The following is a 19,050-nucleotide window of genomic DNA, read 5'->3' on the forward strand; positions in this document are numbered from 1 at the left end:
CATGGGCGATGAACAGACATGTGGCAAGGGACTGGCGGAGAATGCGGCGTTGCCCGCGGCGCTCGGGACGGTGACGGCCGCGATGGCGCAAGTCCTCGAGCTTCACATGAGGGCCCTCGACCTCGGAGACCCGAACGCCGCGAAGGAGCGCGAGGCGTACGCGAAGCTCGTCGAGGAGCAACGTGCCGTCGCGGCGGAGTTGCAGGCCACCGCAAACCGGATGACCGGGTATCGCGACCTCCCCATGGGACGGCACGACATGACGGTGATGTCCGATGCTCGAACCGTCGACGCGTTCGAGAAGCTCGTAAAGACCAAGCAGGAGCTGCTCGCGCTGCTGCAGAGGACGAAAGAGCAGGATGAGAAGATGCTCGCGGCGATGCGAGGCACGATCAAACGTAGCGGTCGATGAAGGCGTCGAGCTCCGTCTTGGGCAGCGCGCCTGCCACGCGTCCGACCAGCAGGGGTCCGCGTTGGAGGATCAGCGTCGGAATCGACTGCACCTGGTGCATTGCGGAGGTGCGCGGGTTCTCGTCCACGTTCAGCTTCACGATCTTGAGCTTTCCCTTGCGCTCTTTCGCGGCCTGCTCCAGGGCCGGCGCAACCGCGTGGCAGGGACCGCACCAAGGTGCCCAGAAGTCGACGAGAACGGGGATGGGACAGTCCTCGACCTCGCGCCTCCACGTGGCATCGCTGGCTGCGACCGGCTGATCGGGGAAAACGCTCTCCTTGCATCGCCCGCACCGGGGGTCGTCTCGCAACCGGCCGCGCGGGATGCGATTGGTGGCCCCGCACCGGGCGCAGGGGTACTCGACCCGATCGTCGTCCATCCCGTCCTCGTAATCATTCCTGCGCAACGCGCAAGGGGACCCTCTTGACCCACGCGTCATTTGGGATACCTGACGCTGCGATGGCGATCGATTCCGCCGAGGCGCTCCAGCNTCGTCGAGCGCGGCCCAGAGGCGCGCACGCGCTGGGACCCCGCCTCGGCCACCGAGGCCCGGCCTTTCGCCGCCGTGCTCGGCTGCTCCGACGCGCGCGCGCCGGCGGAGTTCGTCTTCGACGTGGGACTCGGCGATCTCTTCGTCATCCGGGTGGCCGGCAACATCGTCGCGCCGTCGCAGGTGGGATCCATCGAATTCGCCGTCGATGCGTTCCAGGTGCCCCTCGTCGTCGTGATGGGCCACACGCGCTGCGGGGCCATCTCGGCTGCGGCGCGGCATCTGCAGCGTGGAGAGCCGCCGGCCACCGACAGCGTCCTGCGGATCACCGCGCGGATCCGGCCGATCATCGATCCGGTCCTGTCGACTCCCGGCCTGACCGACCCTCTCCGCGCAGCGATGCGCGCCAACGTGCTCGCCTCGGTCGCGCAGCTTCGGCATGGAAGCAGGCTGATCGAGGAGCTGGTGCAGAAGGATCGGCTCTGCGTCATCGGCGCCGAGTACGAGCTCGAGACAGGACGCGTGCGCTTCTTCGAGCACGACGCCGATTGAAGGCATTAGAGTCCCCTCGATGACGCCCACCGCGACACAGCTCGAGGAACAGCGCGTCGCGCTCACCGGCCACTGCTACCGGATGCTCGGCTCCGCCGCCGAGGCCGACGACGCGGTCCAGGAGACCGTCCTTCGCGCCTGGCGGAGCCTCGAGCGCTTCGACGGCCGGGCCTCGCTGCGCACCTGGCTGTACCGGATCGCCACCAACGTCTGCCTGGACGCGCTCGCCGATCGCTCGCGACGCGCGCGCCCGATGGAGCTGGGACCGGAAGGCTCGGCCGACGACCCGCTGAACGAGCTGCCCCGCACGCACTGGCTCGAGCCCATCCCGGACTCGAAGGCGCTGCCCGCCGACGCCGACCCCTCCGAGCTTCTGGTGCTGCGCCAGAGCATCCGCCTCGCCTTCGTGGCCGCGCTGCAGCACCTCCCACCGCGCCAGCGCGCGGCGCTGCTCCTCACCGAAGTGCTCGGCTGGTCGGCGGCCGAAGTCGCCGAAACGCTGGAGACTTCGATCGCGGCGGTGAACAGCGCGCTGCAGCGCGCCCGTGCGACCCTCGCCACCCGCGACGTCAGCGCTGGCGGCGGTGCGCTTTCGGAATCGCAGTCGCGGCTGCTCAACCGCTACGTCGAGGCATTCCACCGCTACGACGTCGATGCCCTCACCGCCCTGCTCCGCGAGGACGCGGCGTTCTCGATGCCGCCGTACGCGCTCTGGCTCCGTGGTCGTGAACCCGTCCGGAGCTGGCTGCTCGGCCGCGGCGCGGGCTGTCGAGGATCGCGTCTGCTTCCGATCGCTGCCTGCGCGTCGCCGGCCTTCGCCCACTACAAGCCCGCCGGACCGCAGGGCACGCTTCGGCCGTGGGCGGCCGTCGTGCTCGAGCTGGCCGGAGATCAGATCGCCGGCTGGACCTCGTTTTTGGACACGGAGACGCTCTTCCCCCGATTCGGACTGCCTGCAGAGCTGTCCTGAAGGCTGCGCGACCCTCTCGTCCTGCGCGACCGATGATTTTCCGCGCGCCGCGGAGTCCATTGCGATGAAACCGTTTCCTGGAGGCCGCACATGGCTGAGAACCGTTCGCGCAAGCTCTTCGTCAACCTGGCCGTCCGCGACCTGAAGAGCTCGATGGAGTTCTTCCGCAAGCTCGGCTTCGGCTTCAACCCGCAGTTCACCGACGACAAGGCCGCCTGCATGGTGGTGAGCGAAGAAGCGTTCGTGATGCTCCTCACCGAGCCCTTCTTCAAGACGTTCACCAGGAAGGAGATCTGCAACACGCAGGCGCAGTCGGAAGGGTTGTTCGCGCTCTCGTGCAGCAGCCGCGCCGAGGTCGACCAATTGGTCAAGACGGCGGTGGCGGCGGGCGGGGAACCCGCGATGGACCCGATGGACCACGGCTTCATGTACGGGTGGAGCTTCTACGATCCCGACGGCCACCACTGGGAGGTCCTGTGGATGGATCCCAAGGCGATCGAGCGATGAGCGCGGGAGGCATCGCCATGGACGTCGGATCGAAGAGCCAGCAGTGGACAGGCCGGGTGCTGAGCACGCTCGCGGTGCTCTTTCTGCTGATGGACGGCGTGATGAAGGTGCTCCGGCTTCCCGTGGTGGTGGAAGCCACCGCACGGCTCGGATATCCGGACAGCAGCATTCAATTGATCGGGTGGATCGTCCTCGTCTGCACCGCGCTGTATGTGATCCCGCCGACGGCCGCTCTCGGCGCCGTCCTGTTGACGGGCTTTCTCGGTGGCGCGGTGGCAACGAACCTCCGGATCGGGAACCCGCTGTTCAGCCACATCCTCTTTCCCGTGTATCTCGGCGCCGTCGTCTGGGCGGGGCTGCTGCTGCGGCGGCCTCAGCTGGTTCGCAGCATCCGGGGCGCCGGTTGAAACCGGCGACGCGCTAGAATCAGGGCCGCCATGGACGACAAGGTGGAGAAGAGCGCAGAAGAGTGGCGTCGCACCCTGACGCCGGATCAGTACCGCGTGCTCCGCGAGAAGGGCACCGAACGCGCCTTCAGCGGCGCGCTCTGGGACGATCATCAGCCCGGCAGCTTCCTCTGCGCGGGCTGCGGATCGCAGCTCTTCCGCGCCGAGGACAAGTTCGAGAGCGGGACGGGCTGGCCGAGCTTCACACGCCCAGCCGACGCGCGCGCGGTCGCATCCGACCGCGACACGAGCCACGGCATGGAGCGCGTCGAGGTACACTGCCGCCGCTGCGGCGGGCACCTCGGACACGTCTTCCAGGACGGCCCGGCGCCGACGGGCGAGCGCTACTGCATCAACTCTGCGGCGCTCAGGAAGATCCGTTGAATCAGGCCTGGAACTTCTTCTCCACTTCCTGCCAGCGCTCGAGGCCGACGAGCTTCATGAACTCGTCCCTGTTCATCGCTTCCTTCGTGTCGAGGCGACGCCCGGCGCGGAGGTCCGCCACGGCGCGCTCCATCGCCCGGGCGGCGCGGAAGATGATGGTCGTCGGATAGAGAATCATCGAGTAGCCCATCTCTCCGAACTCCTGCGGCGAATGCCAAGGCGTCTCGCCGCCGCCCTCCATCATCGTCGTCACCAGGGCGGCGCCCCCGAAGGCCTTGGCGATCTCCTCGAGCTCCTTGTCGTCCCGGGGGCCTTCGACGTAGAGCGCGTCAGCGCCGGCTTCCAGATACTTTTCGCCCCTCTTCAGCGCCTTGCGCATGCCCTCCGGTTCCAGCGCGTCGGTCCGGGCAATCAGATACATCGCCTGGCGGCTCGAGCGCGCCGCCGCCGCGGCGCGGACCTTCGCGACCATGTCCTCCGATGAGATCACGTGCTTGTCGTCCATCTGCCCGCACTTCTTCGGCGCTTGCTGGTCCTCGATGAAGACCGCCGAGACGCGCATCGCCTCCATGCAGCGCACCGCGAAGGTCACGTTCTTCACGTCGCCGTACCCGTCGTCGAGATCGACCAGCACCGGCAGGCTCGAGCCGGTCATGATGTCGCGGATGGAGGCGCGCCGCTCGCCGAGATGGATGAGGTCGATGTCGGGCTGCCCGTAGCGGGCTCCGACCAGGGCAAATCCGCCGATCTGATACGCCGGAAATCCGGCGCTCTCGATCAGACGGGCAGAGAGCGCATCATGCGCCGCCGGGAGCACGAGCGGGCGATGCTTCTGCAGAACCGCGTTCCAGGACTCGGGGCCGCTCACCTTTTCCATGCTGCTCAAGCTGAGGCGGGAGCAGGCCGCGGGCAACCGCAACCCTACGCGCCGCGGAGCGCCTTCGAGAAGAGCAGCGCGCGCCTTTCGAACTGGCGTTGCTCGTAGAAGGCGTGCACTTCCTTGCGATGGAGGGCGGAGTCGAGCTCGAGATGGCGGCAGCCCACCGCGAGCGCGAGGTCCTCGATCCTCTGCATCAAGAGGGTCGCGATGCCGTGGCAGCGATGGTTCCCGTCGACGACCAGCTCGTCGAGATGGCCAATCGTGCCTTCCTGCCGCAGGCTCATCTTCAGCGTCAGCGAGGCGAAGCCGACCACGCGCGATCTGAGCTCGGCGCAGACGTATCGCTGCCGCGGAGACAGAAGCCCTCGCCCGAAGACGCCTCGGAGAGTCGCTTCGTCGAAGACTTCGTTCGGCCAGTGCTGGCGCAACAGATCGAGAACGGCAGGAAAGTCCTGCGAACCACAACTGCGTATCGTCGCCACTCTGCTTCCCCCCAGGGCCCGCGGTGAGATGCGGGAGCAGCAAGACCGGTTCAGCGAGATCGACTCGCATACCGCGGTTGCAAGTCTGCCGCAATACTGTAAATTGCGCAGCGGACACGAGTCGTCCCGTCGGCCCGCACAGGGTGTTAGGCTCCGCCCCGTGGGAACGGAGGCCGGATGTTCGTCCCGCTGATCGCGGAGCTGAAGCGAAGGCGCGTCTTCCGCGCCCTCGTGGGGTACGCGATCGTCTCGTTCGCCGTGCTCCAGGTCATCGAGCCAATCATGCACGGGCTCCGGCTGCCCGACTGGACGCTTTCGTTCGTGGTGGTGGGCCTCGCCGTCGGATTTCCCGTCGTGGTCGTGCTCGCGTGGGTCTTCGACGTGTCGGCGGGGAGGATCGAGCGGACGGTTCCGATCCGCCCGGAAGGTCCTGGAGGCCTGCGCGTCGCCTTGGCGCTGGGCGCCGTTGCCGCGCTCGCGGTCGTGCCTGCGGTCGCGTGGCACTTCACCCGGACGGCCCGGGCCCCGGCAGCGCCCGCCGTACCCGCGGCTCCGTCGGTCGCCGTGCTGCCTTTCGCGAACTTCAGCCAGGCGAAGGACGAAGAATACTTCTCGGACGGCATCACCGAAGAGGTGATCAACGCGCTCGCCAACGTCGACGGACTGCGCGTCGTCTCGCGTACCTCGGCGTTCGCGTACAAGAACAAGAACCTGAGCGTGCGGCAGATCGGCGAGGAGCTCGCCGTCGCCACCGTGCTGGAGGGAAGCGTACGCCGCGAAGGCAACGCCCTGCGCATCACCGCGCAACTCATCAACGCAGTCGACGGATATCACCTCTGGTCGAAGACCTACGATCGGGAGCTGAAGAACGTCTTTGCCGTCGAGAACGAGCTTGCGACCGCCATCGCCGACGCGCTGCGACCCAAGTTCCTCAAGCAGTCGTCGCTGGTCCCCATGACGACCGGGAGCTCCCAGGCGCACGACCTGTACCTGAAAGGCCGTCACTTCTGGACCAAGCGGACGACGGAAGATCTGAAGGAAGCGATGGCTCTGTTCGAAAAAGCCATCGCCCTCGATCCTGCGTACGCGCTCGCGCACGCCGGGCTCTCCGATTGCTACCTGCTGCTCGGCGAGTACACCTCCGCGCGTCCGGCGGAGATCCTTCCCAAGGCGAGGCCTCATGCGTACCGGGCGCTGGAGCTCGACGGCGCCCTGGCCGAGGCGCACGCATCCCTCGGCCTCATCAGCATCTTCGACTACGACTGGGCGACCGCGGAGCGTGAGTTCAAGCGAGCCATCGAGCTGCGTTCCGGGTACGCGACGGCGCACCATTGGTACGCAATATTGCTGGTGACGCTGGGGCGGTTCGCTGAAGCGCGTGCGGAGGCGGAGCGTGCGCTGGAGCTCGATCCTGCGTCGGTCATCGTCAACAACATGCTGGGCGTGGTGTTCTTCGAGAGCCGCGATTACGAAAAGGCGATCGCGGCCTTCCGCAAGACGCTCGAGCTCAACCCGGGATTCGCGGCGGCGCGCGAGATGCTCGCTTGTTCCTACGCCGCGGCCGGACGAAAGGCCGAGGCGCTTGCGGAGCTGGAACAGGTGAAAGCATCGGCGGTCGAGCACGTCGCCATGCGCGCGTGGATCCTGGGTGTGGCCGGAGATACCGCCGGCTCACGGCGGCTGATCCAGGAACTGCAGCAGCGATCGGACCCGCCGTACGGGAATCATCCGGCAGCGGTCGCCGCCCTGCATGGGATGCTCGGGGACAGCGATCGCGCCTTTGCGCTGCTCGACCAGGCCTATGCGGAGCGCGACTGGATGCTTCGCGACGTGAAGGTGAGTCCGCTCTGGGATTCGCTGCGCAAGGACCCGCGTTTTCCCAAGCTCCTCCAGCAGATGCATCTGGATTGAAATCCGTCCGGAGGCGGGACGGGGGATCCCATTTGCGGACGCACGCCCTGAAGGCCCCGTCGAGAGGGCGTGGCACGGATCTGGCTGCCGAACGGATCCATGGTCGGTCTGCGTCAGGACGTTCGAGGCGCGTTGCGGTTGCCTTTGCGGAGCCCGGCTTTTGCGGCCGTCGTGGTGCTGACCCTGGGGATCGCCATCGGCGCGACCTCCAGCGTGTTCAGCGTCGTGCGCGGGCTGCTCCTCAAGCCGTTGCCGTATCGCGAGCCCGAACAACTCGTGCGCTTCTACGGATCCTGGCGGCAGTTTCCGAGCGGGACGACCTCGCTGGCCGAGTACCGGCAGGATCACGAGCACCTGTCCACCATGAGCGGCGTGGCAGCGTGGGGGTACGGCAGCGGCAGCCTCGCCGGCGAGGGCGCGCCGGAGCACATCGGGCTCGGCCGCGCCACGAGCTCGCTGCTGCCGGTGCTGGGAGTGAAACCCGCGCTCGGGCGCTGGTTCAGCAAGGAGGAGGAAGAGCCCGGCCACGGAAACGTCGTCGTCCTCAGTCGAGCGCTATGGCGGCGTCGCTTCGGCGCGGACCGTGCGGTCGTGGGTCAGACGGTCCAGATCACCGGAGTGCCGTTCACGGTCGTCGGCGTCCTGGGCGAAGATCTCGAGCTTCCGGAAAGCTTCGACGCATGGAGACCCCTTCCCTTTCCGGCGGACCAGCTCACGTCGAGCGCCCGCCCCAGCCGCTTCCTGCGCGTGATCGGGCGGCTGGCCCGCAGCTCCACGCTCGCCGACGCGCGCGCCGAGCTTGCGCTGGTGTCGGCGCGATTGCGGTCGGAATTCCCCGCCGTCTATCCCGCCGACAGCGGCTTCGAGATGACTCTCATTCCTCTCCTCGATCAGATGGTCGGCGGCGTCCGGCTCACGCTCTGGATGCTGTTCGGTGCCGTCGTGCTGGTCCTGCTGATCGCCTGCGCCAACGTCGGCAATCTCCTGCTCGCGCGCGGCAGCGCACGGGAGCGCGAGCTGGCGGTGCGGGCAGCGCTGGGAGCAGGCCGGTCGCGCCTGGTGCGACAGATGCTGGTCGAGAGCCTCGTTCTCGCCCTTCTGGGCGGCGCGTTGGGAGCGTCGATCGCGATCTGGGGCGTGGATGCGCTCCTCGCCGCCGGCCCTGCCGATCTGCCGCGGGCGCACCAGGTGCGCGTGGATGGAGCGGTGCTGGCGTTCGCGCTCGCTGCGTCGGTGGTGAGCGGCATTCTCTTCGGGCTCTTGCCCGCGCTCACCGCGACGCAGACGAGCCCCCAGGACGTGCTGCGGGGAGGCAGCGCGTCCGCCGCGCGCCATCCCCGGCGCCTGCGGCGCGCCCTGGTCGCCGCCGACGTGGCGCTGGCGCTGGTGTTGCTCTCCGGCGCGGCGCTCCTCTTGCGAAGCTTCAGCCGCGTCGTGCACGTCGATCCGGGATTCCAGGCCGCGGGCGCGGTCACGCTCACCGTCGGGGTGCCGGGAAACAACGAGCACGTCCGCGCAGTCCTGGCGAATGCGCGGCAGCGCCTGCGGGAGCTTTCCGCGGTCACCGCGGTCGGCGGGGTCGACTACCAGCCCCTGAGCGGCGTCGCGAACGATCAGGCGTTCGAGATCGACGGCCGTCCCGTACCCGAGGGAGTGCAGCCGCCCGACGAGGAGATTCGCATCGTCACACCCGGGTGGTTCGAAGCCATGGGCATCCCGCTGGTGCGCGGGCGCATGCCGCAGGAGACCGACGCGGCCGACAAAGCGCCCGTGGCGGTGGTCAATAGATCGTTCGCCCGCAAGTACTGGTCCGCGGAGGATCCGGTCGGCCAGCGCCTGCGCCTGGCACGCGATCCGCGCTGGTGGACCGTTGCCGGCGTGGTCGGCGACGTGCGCGAGTTCGGCCTCGATGCGGATCTGCGCCCGACGATGTACTTCCCGCTGGACCAGCTTCCCAGCAACACCCTCACGTTCGTCGTCCGCTCCCCAGCGCCGGCAGGAGAGGTGTTGCGCGTGGCGCAGCAGGAATTGCTGGCCATCGATCCGCGCGCGACCGCCTGGCAGGCGCGGCCGCTGAGCGACATGCTCTCGGCGTCGCTGGCGCAGCGCAGCTTCGCCCTGAAGCTCCTCCACGGGTTCGCCGCGCTGGCGCTGCTGCTCGCCGGCCTCGGTCTGTACGGGGTGCTCGCCTACACCGTCACGCAGCGCACGCGCGAGATCGGCGTGCGCATGGCCTTGGGTGCGCGGCCGGCGCAGGCGCTGGGACTCGTCGCCAGGGAGAGCGCGGCGGTGGTCGGCATTGGGTTGCTGCTTGGACTTGCGGGCGCGCTCGCCACGGCGCGGTTCTTCGCCCGGCTCCTCTTCGGAGTGGGACCGCTCGACCCGCTGGCGCTGCTCGCCGCCACGCTGCTGCTCTCCGCGGTGGCGCTGGTGGCAACGCTCGCCCCGGCGCGACGCGCAGCGCTGGTGGATCCCGCGGTGGCGCTCCGAGCCGAGTAAGGGTTATTCGGCGCGCAGCGAGATGGCGGGGTCGACGCGGGTCGGATCCGCACGGGACCTTTGTCGGAGGCGAAGCACGTGCCTCCGGTATATCCAGCGAGCGCCGGGCTTGGCCCGCGGCATCCTCCGCTTGGTGCACGCTCGCATTGAGCGCCGAAGCAGATGGCCTCCCGGAAGCAGGGAGAAAATCATGCGAACGCGTGTGTGGCTGCCGATCTCGATCGGTGCTCTCCTCTTCGCGCAATCCGTCGCTGCGCAATACTATCTTCAGACCGACCTCGTCTCCGATGAGAGGACGACCGCCAATCCCCCCGACCCGCATCTCGTGAACGCCTGGGGGCTGGTCTCCAGTGCAACGAGTCCGTGGTGGGTCGCGAACAATGGCACCTTGACGTCGACGCTCTACGACGCCACTGGAGCAAGGCGCACGCTCGTCGTGACCATTCCTGGGCCTCCGACCGGAGTCGTCTTCAACGGCGGGGCGGGGTTCGTCGTGCGCAGCGGAGCCTCGGCCGCTCCTGCCCGGTTCATCTTCGCCACGGAGGACGGGAAGGTCGCGGGCTGGGCGCCCACCGTGCCGGCCCCAGGGTCGACGCAGGCGACCGTTGCGGTCAACAACTCCGCAGCGGGCTCCGTCTACAAGGGGCTCGCGATCGCGAGCACCGCCGCCGGCGACTTCCTCTACGCCACCGACTTCCACAACGGCGCCGTGGATGTGTTCAACAGCGCCTTCGTCGCGGTGAACGTGCCGGGCGCGTTCACCGATCCCAACCTTCCGGCAGGGTACGCGCCGTTCGGCATCCAGACGATCGGGGCGAGCGTGTTCGTGACGTATGCCCTGCAGGACGCCGACGCGCACGATGACGTCGCCGGAGTTGGCCACGGCTACGTCGACCAATACGACACCGTCGGAAAGCTGATCCGCCGCGTCGCTTCGAAGGCTCGCCTCAACTCTCCTTGGGGCCTCGCGCTCGCGCCGCCCACGTTTGGCGCTTTCGGCGGCGCGCTGCTGGTGGGTAACTTCGGCGACGGCAGGATCAACGCATTCGATCTCGCCAGCGCGCGCGGAACGGGCGAGGCGGTGCAGCTCGGCCAGCTCCATTCCGCGACCGGACCGCCGCTGAAAATCGACGGGTTGTGGGCATTGCAGTTCGGCCACGGCAACACGAACTCGGGATCGACCAACACGCTGTACTTCACCGCCGGGCCGGACGGCGAGAGCCACGGCCTGTTCGGCAACCTGGTGCCCGCGCCGGCGCCCAAATAAAGCGGTGGATGACCACCGTCGCAGCCTTCGCTACGACACGATGGTCGCGACGTTCATTGCCGTCCTCGCCGTCGGATCGTGCCCGAAGGCATCGGCCTCGACATTCAGGCGTTAGGCGTGCGGCGGCTCCACCACCAGTTCAAGGTGGCTACCGCTCCCGTGACCAGGACGATGACGAGCTCGCTCCTCCCCATCCGGCTGGCCACGACTGCACAGAAGGCGATGCCGATCGCGGCGAACACCGTGCCGCCCGGCAGGTGAAAGCGGGCCTCTCCCGGCCGCGTGCGCCTCAGCATCGGCACCGCCGCGCACACCACTGCGTAAGTGAAAAGGCGCGCCACCGCCGAAAGCACCGCGTTCCAGCGAAATCCGCCGCCGACGGACAGCGCCCAGGTCAGCACGGCGAAGATGGCGATGGAGACGTGCGGGGTGCGGAAGCGAGGGTGCGCGATGCGAAAGAAGGCGGGGAATTCCCCCTTCTGGGCGAGCGCGAACGTCAGCCTCGGGACGTTCAGGATGTTCGCGGACAACAGGCCATACGTGGAGAAGAGGGCACCCAGGGTGACGAGGATCGCTCCGGGTGTCCCCATCGTGACTCGCGCCGCTGCGGCGAGAGGCCGCGGCACGCCCGCGGGGTTGGGGAGGGCGCCCATCACCGTCAGGTGGATCAGCATGTAGACGACGGAGCAGACCGCGAGGGCGGTGAACAGCGCAAACGGGGCGTCGCGTCGCGGATTGCGCGCCTCGCCCATGGGGATCATCGCCGATTCGAAGCCGCCGTACGCAAAGACGAGGAGCACCATGGCTTCGATGGCCCCTCCCGGGCGGGTTTCGCCACCTCCCACCCGCCAGCCGGTGGTGAGGATGAAGATCCCGCCGGAGACGACCAGCACGAGGAGAGGCAACAGCTTGGCCACGGTGAAGAAGTTGCTCACCTGGGCACCGGCGCGGACGCCGCGCACGTTCACGACGAGGAGTACCCCGATGATCGCGGTCAGCAGGGCGATGCGCGGCGCTCCGGAGCTCGTCTGCGGCACGAACTCGCCGAGATAGTCGACGAACAGGTTCGCGCTGGCAGCGCTCGCTGCGAGTCGGACGAGCCATGCGAGCCATCCGGTCTGGATGCCGACGAGGCTGCCGAACGCGGCGCGCGCGTAGAGGTATGGTCCACCGGCGTCGGTGAACCGCGAGGCCACTTCCGCGAAGCAGGCGACGATCACCGCCATTCCCGCGCCGGCGACGATGTACCCGAGCGGCGCCCATCGTCCCAGGTAGCCCGCGATCAGCGAAGGAAGGCCGAAGATGCCGCTGCCGATGATGCAATTGATGACCAGCGCGACGAGGCTCCAGCGGCCGATCGCGCGCACGAGGTCGGATGGCGCAGTTGTCCCTGCGGCTGAATCGGCTGGCATCTGGCCGGCGCATATTACCTCCTCGCGCATCGACCCGATGATCGCATTGCGTGCCGAGTGACGGCGATCAGCGCGTCGATCGGCACGAGCCGTCTTCAGACCATCCCTCGCTGCCCACGCAATGGTGGCAGAAGAACAGACCGTCAGGATCATACTTTCGCTTGATCTCCGACAGCCGCGCGTAATTCTCGCCCCAGAACTCCCGCTGCCAGTCGCTCTCGAAATAGTCCGTTTCGTTGAGGTAGCTGCCGGCGCCCGGCGTCGCCGCGCGGATGACCTTCATTGCGGCGCCGACTCGTGCCTTGGCGGATTCGCCTTCGGTCATGTCCGGCTCGTGGCCCGGTACGCCTGGATACGCGTTCGCCGCCGCGGCGATGATGATCAAGGCCGCGGCCTTGAAGACGGCAGGGTTCATCGAGATTTCCCGGCCGCGCTCCCTCGCCTCCGCAGAAGCGCCGGCCTGGCCCTTGTTGAAGTGCAGCGCGACTGACCAGTGTCGCGACGCATCGAAGAGCGTGGCCGCAAACCCCGATGCGTTCGCGGGCTCGAACAGATCGAGCGGAACCCAGCGCGATTGATAGGCGTACCAGTACGCCGATACCTGCCCGCCATCGCCGGCCCACCACCAGAAGCGGTCAGGAGGTTGATCGGGCCGAGGATCCGTCTCGATGGCGCCCGGAATGTTCTTGAGATATGCGGCGTCCCACATCCGATTGCCCGGCATCTCGACGAGCTCGGCCTTCATCGTCAGGGTGTCGCGATTCGCATCGACCCATTCGCGAAACGGGCGCCACACCTCGCCCGCTTGCTTCGCGCTCATGCCCTCGAACACGAGCGAGAGATCGAGCGAGTTGCTCCGCCGGACCTTCACCTGCTCGCCCCAATGCTCGTTGCTCAACTCCTCGCGGTAGAAGAGGAGAAAGTGCTCGAGCAGATCCTTGAAGGCGGCATCGGTCTTCGCGACGATGCTGCCGTCGATTGCGCCGAAGTAGTCCGGGAGCGGATGCGTTCGCAGCGTCACCCGCGTGACGACTCCAAACGTACCGCCGCCCCCGCCGCGCAGAGCCCAGAAGAGATCCTGGTTCTGGCAACCGTTTGCGACCAGCACCCTGCCGTCGGCGGTGACCACTTCCGCCTCGAGCATGCTCGCCGCAGCGATTCCATATTTCTTCGACCAGCTTCCGAACCCGCCGCCTTGCATGAATCCGCCAGCGGCTCCGACCGTGGTGCAGCCGCCTCCCTGGACGTAACGGCCGTGCTTGACGGTCACCTCCTGGTACGCCTCGAGCCAGCGCGTCCCCGCTTCGAGAGTCACCGCCGGTGCGGGCTCCGCCGCTCCGCAACCCTGGGGGATGAACGCGTCGCGGACGTCGACCTTGCGCATCTGGTGCGTCCACACCAGCAACGAATCGGGCGCGTTGGAGCGCCCGAGGTAGTCGTGTCCCGTCCCCTTGATCACCAGGCGCAGTCGAGATCGCCGGGCGAATTTCACCGCCGCGACGACGTCCGACGCATCTTTCGCGACGACTGCATAAGCGCTGGAGGCGGCGGTCCACGCGCCGAGCCAGCCGGTGGACTCCGTGCCGCCCGGCTGATCCTGGAGATAGAACGGGTTCGTCGAATTGCGGATGGCCGTGGCGCAGGCCTCGCCAGCCGCGTCGCTCCTGCACGGCGCGAACGGCGACTGGGGTTGCTCGAGCTTGCCGCGGAGGCTCGCTCCGAATTTCTGCCAATCGTCCCGCGTCGGCCAGCATGGCTGTCCCGGCGCGCAGCGACAGAGGGGGGCGGCTTCGGGCTGAGGAGCAGGGCGGCTCGTGGCGCAGCCTGCAGCGAAGAGCGTCGCAACCAGCGCCCGTGTCACGCCGCCTGAGCCGGAGGTGCCGGGCATCGCGGCACTATGTCACGGGAGGGCTACACACTTGGTTGGGAGTCAGAAGTCGTATGTCATTCCCAACGAGAAGGCCTGCGGGCTCGTTCCCGTGAAGCAGCCGGTCCCGTTGCCGATCAGGCCGATCCCGGGACCCGCGCTCGCCGTCGACGGGCCGCTGCCGTCCTTGCAGTCCCACGTCACGCCGTGCCCGCCCGGTCCAAGCGCGAAGTGCGCCGCGGAGCTGTTTCTCATGTGGGCGTAGCTCAGGATGATCGTCGTCTTCGGGTTGAACCAGTGCCGGACGCCGACCGTGAGCATATCGGCGGTGTTGTCCACGGGGCCCGCGCCCGGATCCCCGGGCGTGTTGGCGGCATGCGCCCATCCGCCCATCACGTCGTCGTTCGGGCCCACCTTCTGCAGGGCGGACAGGTAGTACCCGTCACGCTGGCGCTCGTTGAAGGCGGAAGCGTCGTTTCGGCGCATCTCCTCGAAAATGCCGGCAACCGTCGTTCCGGTCGGCTCGAACGTGTATTTCGCGCCGAACTTCCAGGCGTATTCGTTGGCGGTGCCGACGACCGACGTCCCGGCAGGCGTGGTTTGGCCCGCGTCTCCGGTCCGGTTCGTTGTCTTGTGCATCTCGTGGGCGAGGATCAGCTTGAGGCCGAACCCGTGCCACTCGGCGGAGAAGCCGTACGCATCGCCGAAGGCGCCGTCGTTGCAGGGCCCCGCGTTGCCGCCGGAGCAGGCGTTCTCGCCGATGGCGTACCCGATGTTGTCCTCGAAGCGGTTCTGGCCGGGCGACCAGATCGCGTTGAGGCGGAATCCCATCAGGTCCGGGGACTCGTACCAGACGGCGTGCGGCAGGCGTGCATCGAACTCGGTGCGGTTGTCGCCGCCGGTATTCCCCATGATGCTGTTGTAGTCGCCTGGCGTGTCGGCGAGGAAGTCGAAGTCCGCGGTCACGGATTTGTACGGAGTGTCGTTCTTGCCGAGCTTCAGCGCGCCGAACGGTGTGCTGACGCCGACGAAGCTGTTTCGCGAGGCGAGCGCGCCCGTCACGGCGGTGTTGGCGGGATTGATGGTGTCGTTGCTCCCGTTCGGCTTGCTGCCAGGGGTTGCGGTCACGTCCACCTGTGCCTCGAGCTGGAAGACCGCCTGGAAATCCCTGCCAACCAGGTCGTGATAACCCCTGACGCCGAAGCGAGAGAGGTTGCTGGAGAGGTCGTGAAGCCAGCGCAAGTTGCCCGCGGGCGGCGTGCAGGGAGAGGCGGCGGTGATGCACGGCGCCGTGGTCAGTTCCTGGTTCCCGATGTCGTAGGAGACGTTGACCCGCCCGTAGACGGTGAAGTCGAACGGCTTGTGCGGCGGAGGTGGCTGCTTCACGTCGGAAGGGACGGCCTCACCCGTGGGCGTGGGATTCTGCGGCTCATTCGCCGGCTGCGCCAAAGCAAGGCTCGCGACCGCGAACGGACAAAGCAGAGAGAAGGTCACGATTGCAAAACGACGCATTGGTTTCCCCCTTGCGTTACGGCAGGCGCGCACCTGCATGGGCGCAACGCGGCCATTACAGGGATCGGGGGTATTCCTGTCAGTTGGACCAGCGTCGGAACGACGACCGGCTGGGCGCCATCGAATCATTGGTGGCGCGAACATTATCGATTTCGTTTGCAGGGACCTGTCGTCGGTCCGATGGACGGCGGAGCCGCCACGAGGCAGAGCCACCACGGCTCCTCCGTATTCGTCGGCTCGCGCCGGGAATCACACATCCTTGTCGCCTCCCGCCCCGCCCGCTTCGATTGGCGCGCGGTTCCACAGAGGAACCGGAGCCCTCGAAAAGGCGCGCGGGGTCCAACGAAACCGAAGGTATCCGGGAAAGAAACGACAGGAATGTCGCGCGGCATGCATGCCGCGAACCCTCTTCTTCGAGTGCGAACGCGCTGCGTCAGCGCTGGCATCGCGCTTGCTCCGATCCGTCGTTCATGCGGATGCGGGTCTGGGGCGGATGGTGCCGATGACGAAGAAGAGTCTCGTCGTGATCGGCAACGGGATGGTGGGGCACAAGTTTCTCGAGCTGCTGCTCGAGGACAGGCATCGCGATGATTGGCAGGTTGTCACCTTCTGCGAGGAGCCACGGTTCGCGTACGACCGAGTGAATCTCTCCAGCTTCTTCAGCGGAAAGACTGCGGCGGACCTTTCGCTCGTCGAGCCCGGCCTGTACGACGACGCGGGGATCACCGTCCACCGGGCCGACCGCGCCGCAGCCATCGACCGCGAAGGCAAGGCGGTGACCTCCGAGCGCGGGAGGGCCGTACCCTACGACAAGCTGGTGCTGGCGACGGGCTCTTCACCGCTGGTTCCGCCCATACAGGGGCGCGAGACGCAAGGCTGCTTCGTCTACCGCACCATCGACGATCTGGAGGCGATCCGCGCCTACGCGGCGCAGGCCCGCGTCGGAGTGGTGATCGGTGGCGGACTCCTCGGTCTCGAGGCAGCCAACGCGCTCAACCACATGGGTCTCGAGACGCACGTGGTCGAGTTCGCGCCGCGGCTGATGGCCATGCAGGTGGACGAGGGCGGCGGGCAGATCCTGCGCGCGAAGATCGAGTCGCTCGGGGTCTCGGTGCACACCGGCAAGCACACGACGGAGATCGTTTCGCTCGAAGGACGCGTTGCGGAGATCCGCTTCGCCGACGGTGGCGCGCTGGCTGCGGACATGGTGGTGTTCTCCGCGGGCATTCGTGCGCGAGACGAGATCGCGCGCGAATGCGGCCTTTCGATCGGCGAGCGCGGAGGAGTGGTCATCGACGATCGCTGCTGCACTTCGGATCCCGACATCCTCGCCATCGGCGAGTGCGCCTACTACCGGGGCCGCACGTACGGCCTGGTGGGGCCGGGCTACCAGATGGCCCGCACAGCGGTCTCGACGCTGACGGGCGGGGAGGAAAGGCTCGGCACCTTCGACATGAGCACCAAGCTCAAGCTCCTCGGCGTGGATGTCGGGAGCTTCGGCGACGCTCACGCGACGCGGCCGGGCAGCCGCGTCCTCTCCTTCACCGACTCGGTGGCCGGCATCTACAAGAAGCTGGTGGTGAGCGCCGATCGGCAGCGCCTCCTGGGCGGCGTCCTGGTGGGCGACGCCTCGTCCTACGGCCAGCTGCTGCAGCTGACGCAGAACCAGGTCCCTTTGCCGGCGCATCCCGAGCAGCTCATCCTGCCGCAGCCTTCCGGTGCCAGACTGGCAGGGCTCGGTGTCGATGCGTTGCCCGATGCCGCCACCATCTGCACTTGCCAGAACGTGCCCAAGGGGATCATCTGCCGTGCCATCTGCGAGCAGCAGCTCGGTTCGGTGGGAGCGGTCAAGTCGGCAACCCGGGCCGGCACTGGCTGCGGCTCCTGCACGCCGCTGCTTGGGGAGATCCTCGGCGCCGAGATGAAGAAGGCCGGCAAGGCGCTTTCGAATCATCTCTGCGAGCATTTCCCTCGCTCGCGGCAGGAGCTCTACCACCTCGTCCGGCTGCATCGGATTCGCGACTTCGACGAGCTGATCGCGAAGCACGGGCGAGGCAACGGATGCGAGATCTGCAAGCCCGCCATCGCGTCGATCCTCGCCTCGACCTGGAACGAGCACGTGCTCGACAACAAGCGTCTTCCGCTGCAAGACACCAATGACCGCTTCCTCGCCAACATCCAGCGGGACGGAACCTACTCCGTCGTGCCTCGCGTTCCGGGCGGCGAGATCACTCCCGATCAGCTGATCGCCCTAGGCCGCGCCGCGAAAAAATTCGGGCTCTACTCGAAGATCACCGGCGCGCAGCGCGTGGATCTCTTCGGTGCGCGCCTCGAGCAGCTGCCGGACATCTGGCGCGATCTGATCGCCGCCGGCTTCGAGTCCGGGCATGCCTACGGAAAAGCGCTGCGCACGGTGAAGTCGTGCGTGGGCAACACCTGGTGCCGCTTCGGGGTGCAGGACTCCGTCTCGATGGCCATCCGCCTGGAGAACCGGTACAAGGGCCTGCGAGCGCCGCACAAGCTGAAGTCCGCCGTATCCGGCTGCGCGCGCGAGTGCGCCGAGGCGCAGGGCAAGGACTTCGGCGTCATCGCCACCGAGAAAGGCTACAACCTGTATCTCTGCGGCAACGGCGGCATGAAGCCGCAGCACGCCCAGCTCTTCGCCACGGATCTCGACGAAGACCAGGTCATCCGGTACCTGGATCGCTTCCTCATGTTCTACGTCCGCACCGCCGACCGGCTGCAGCGGACGGCGGGCTGGTTCAACAACCTCGAAGGTGGAATCGAGTACCTGCGCAAGGTGCTGATCGAGGATTCGCTCGGCATCTGCGCGGAGCTGGAAGCGGAGATGGCGCACATCGTCGCCACCTACCAATGCGAGTGGAAGAGCACCGTGGAGGATCCGGCGAAGCTGGCCCGGTTCCGCACCTTCGTGAACTCGCCGGCACCGGATCCGAGTCTAGTCTCCATCCGTTCCCGCGCGCAGCACCGGCCTGCGACGTGGGCGGAGAAGTCGCACCTCCTGCAGCAGGAGCTCGGATGAACGCGGCCGCTCGCGTGGCTCGCGAGTGCGAGGCGTGGGAGGACGTCTGCCCCCTCGACGACGTCCTTCCGGGAACCGGTGTGTGCGCGATGGTCGCCCGCCAGCAGGTGGCGCTGGTGAGGACCGCTTCCCCCGACGCCCTCTACGCGATCGGCAACTTCGACCCCTTCAGCAAGGCGTTCGTCCTCTCGCGCGGGATCGTCGGGGACCGGGCCGGTGTCCCGAAGATTGCCTCGCCGATCTACAAGCAGAGCTTCGATCTGCGCACCGGCGAATGCCTCGACGACGCACAGGTGCGCGTCCCCACTTACGACGTCCGTGTCGAGCAGGGGCGGATTCTCGTCTACCGCGAGCCGCGCCGGATCGGAACGCGCTGA

At 67.6% G+C, this 19,050-nt stretch carries 17 protein-coding genes; 11 read left to right on the forward strand and 6 right to left on the reverse strand.

Annotated features, from left to right (window positions below; translation table 11 throughout):
* The first annotated feature begins 1 nt into the window (after nt 1).
* On the forward strand, nt 2-412 hold the full coding sequence (locus E6J58_04880) for a hypothetical protein (protein TMB41036.1): 411 nt from the start codon (nt 2-4) through the stop codon (nt 410-412).
* Here E6J58_04880 and trxC read toward each other — a convergent pair.
* Entirely contained in the window at nt 393-890 is a 498-nt protein-coding gene (gene trxC / locus E6J58_04885) for a thioredoxin TrxC (protein TMB41037.1), read from the reverse strand. The genes E6J58_04880 and trxC overlap by 20 nt on opposite strands.
* Here trxC and E6J58_04890 point away from each other — a divergent pair, their 5' ends adjacent.
* The 5 genes from E6J58_04890 (at nt 891) to msrB (ending at nt 3,800) form a co-directional block, all read left to right on the forward strand.
* Nucleotides 891-1,493 (forward strand): carbonic anhydrase, encoded by a 603-nt coding sequence (locus tag E6J58_04890; GenBank protein TMB41038.1) that lies wholly within the window; start codon nt 891-893, stop codon nt 1,491-1,493.
* A gap of 19 nt (nt 1,494-1,512) precedes the next feature.
* Complete coding sequence (locus E6J58_04895) at nt 1,513-2,463, forward strand: sigma-70 family RNA polymerase sigma factor (protein ID TMB41039.1); 951 nt, start codon at nt 1,513-1,515, stop codon at nt 2,461-2,463.
* 90 nt (nt 2,464-2,553) lie between these two features.
* Nucleotides 2,554-2,970 (forward strand): glyoxalase/bleomycin resistance/extradiol dioxygenase family protein, encoded by a 417-nt coding sequence (locus tag E6J58_04900; GenBank protein ID TMB41040.1) that lies wholly within the window; start codon nt 2,554-2,556, stop codon nt 2,968-2,970.
* Nucleotides 2,971-2,987: 17 nt separating this feature from the next.
* Nucleotides 2,988-3,377 carry a DoxX family protein gene (locus tag E6J58_04905; GenBank protein TMB41078.1) on the forward strand — a complete coding sequence of 130 codons (390 nt, stop codon included), beginning with the start codon at nt 2,988-2,990 and terminating at the stop codon, nt 3,375-3,377.
* A 30-nt stretch (nt 3,378-3,407) separates the two neighbouring features.
* Entirely contained in the window at nt 3,408-3,800 is a 393-nt protein-coding gene (msrB, locus tag E6J58_04910) for a peptide-methionine (R)-S-oxide reductase MsrB (protein ID TMB41041.1), read from the forward strand.
* A gap of 1 nt (nt 3,801) precedes the next feature.
* On the opposite strand, the gene E6J58_04915 is transcribed toward msrB, so the two are convergent.
* Both E6J58_04915 and E6J58_04920 read right to left on the reverse strand, forming a co-directional pair.
* Nucleotides 3,802-4,677, reverse strand: a complete 876-nt coding sequence (locus tag E6J58_04915) for an isocitrate lyase/PEP mutase family protein (protein ID TMB41042.1) — start codon at nt 4,675-4,677, stop codon at nt 3,802-3,804.
* A 44-nt stretch (nt 4,678-4,721) separates the two neighbouring features.
* On the reverse strand, nt 4,722-5,450 hold the full coding sequence (locus E6J58_04920; GenBank protein TMB41043.1) for a GNAT family N-acetyltransferase: 729 nt from the start codon (nt 5,448-5,450) through the stop codon (nt 4,722-4,724).
* On the opposite strand from E6J58_04920, the gene E6J58_04925 reads away from it, so the two are divergent.
* The 3 genes from E6J58_04925 to E6J58_04935 all read left to right on the forward strand — a co-directional run bounded on the left by E6J58_04925 (nt 5,421) and on the right by E6J58_04935 (nt 10,839).
* Entirely contained in the window at nt 5,421-7,073 is a 1,653-nt protein-coding gene (locus tag E6J58_04925; GenBank protein ID TMB41044.1) for a tetratricopeptide repeat protein, read from the forward strand. The genes E6J58_04920 and E6J58_04925 overlap by 30 nt on opposite strands.
* A 69-nt stretch (nt 7,074-7,142) precedes the next feature.
* On the forward strand, nt 7,143-9,572 hold the full coding sequence (locus E6J58_04930; protein ID TMB41045.1) for an ABC transporter permease: 2,430 nt from the start codon (nt 7,143-7,145) through the stop codon (nt 9,570-9,572).
* A 22-nt stretch (nt 9,573-9,594) separates the two neighbouring features.
* The gene (locus E6J58_04935; protein ID TMB41046.1) at nt 9,595-10,839 is read left to right on the forward strand and encodes a TIGR03118 family protein; all 1,245 of its coding nucleotides are present in this window, start codon (nt 9,595-9,597) and stop codon (nt 10,837-10,839) included.
* 104 nt (nt 10,840-10,943) lie between these two features.
* Here E6J58_04935 and E6J58_04940 read toward each other — a convergent pair whose 3' ends face one another.
* From E6J58_04940 to E6J58_04950, 3 genes are read right to left on the reverse strand one after another with little or no spacing between them, the layout of a single operon-like run.
* On the reverse strand, nt 10,944-12,404 hold the full coding sequence (locus E6J58_04940; GenBank protein TMB41047.1) for an amino acid permease: 1,461 nt from the start codon (nt 12,402-12,404) through the stop codon (nt 10,944-10,946).
* Entirely contained in the window at nt 12,319-14,139 is a 1,821-nt protein-coding gene (locus E6J58_04945) for an FAD-dependent oxidoreductase (GenBank protein TMB41048.1), read from the reverse strand. Before E6J58_04945 ends, E6J58_04940 begins: the two co-directional genes overlap by 86 nt.
* Before the next feature lie 42 nt (nt 14,140-14,181).
* A complete protein-coding gene (locus tag E6J58_04950) occupies nt 14,182-15,774 on the reverse strand; it encodes a porin (GenBank protein TMB41049.1) in 1,593 nt (530 codons plus the stop codon).
* A 358-nt stretch (nt 15,775-16,132) separates the two neighbouring features.
* Between E6J58_04950 and nirB the strand changes: the two genes are divergently transcribed.
* Complete coding sequence (gene nirB / locus E6J58_04955; GenBank protein ID TMB41050.1) at nt 16,133-18,673, forward strand: nitrite reductase large subunit; 2,541 nt, start codon at nt 16,133-16,135, stop codon at nt 18,671-18,673.
* A complete protein-coding gene (gene nirD / locus E6J58_04960; protein ID TMB41051.1) occupies nt 18,670-19,050 on the forward strand; it encodes a nitrite reductase small subunit NirD in 381 nt (126 codons plus the stop codon). Before nirB ends, nirD begins: the two co-directional genes overlap by 4 nt.

It is taken from the genome of Deltaproteobacteria bacterium, assembly GCA_005879535.1.
Taxonomy (GTDB): domain Bacteria; phylum Myxococcota; class Myxococcia; order Myxococcales; family 40CM-4-68-19; genus 40CM-4-68-19.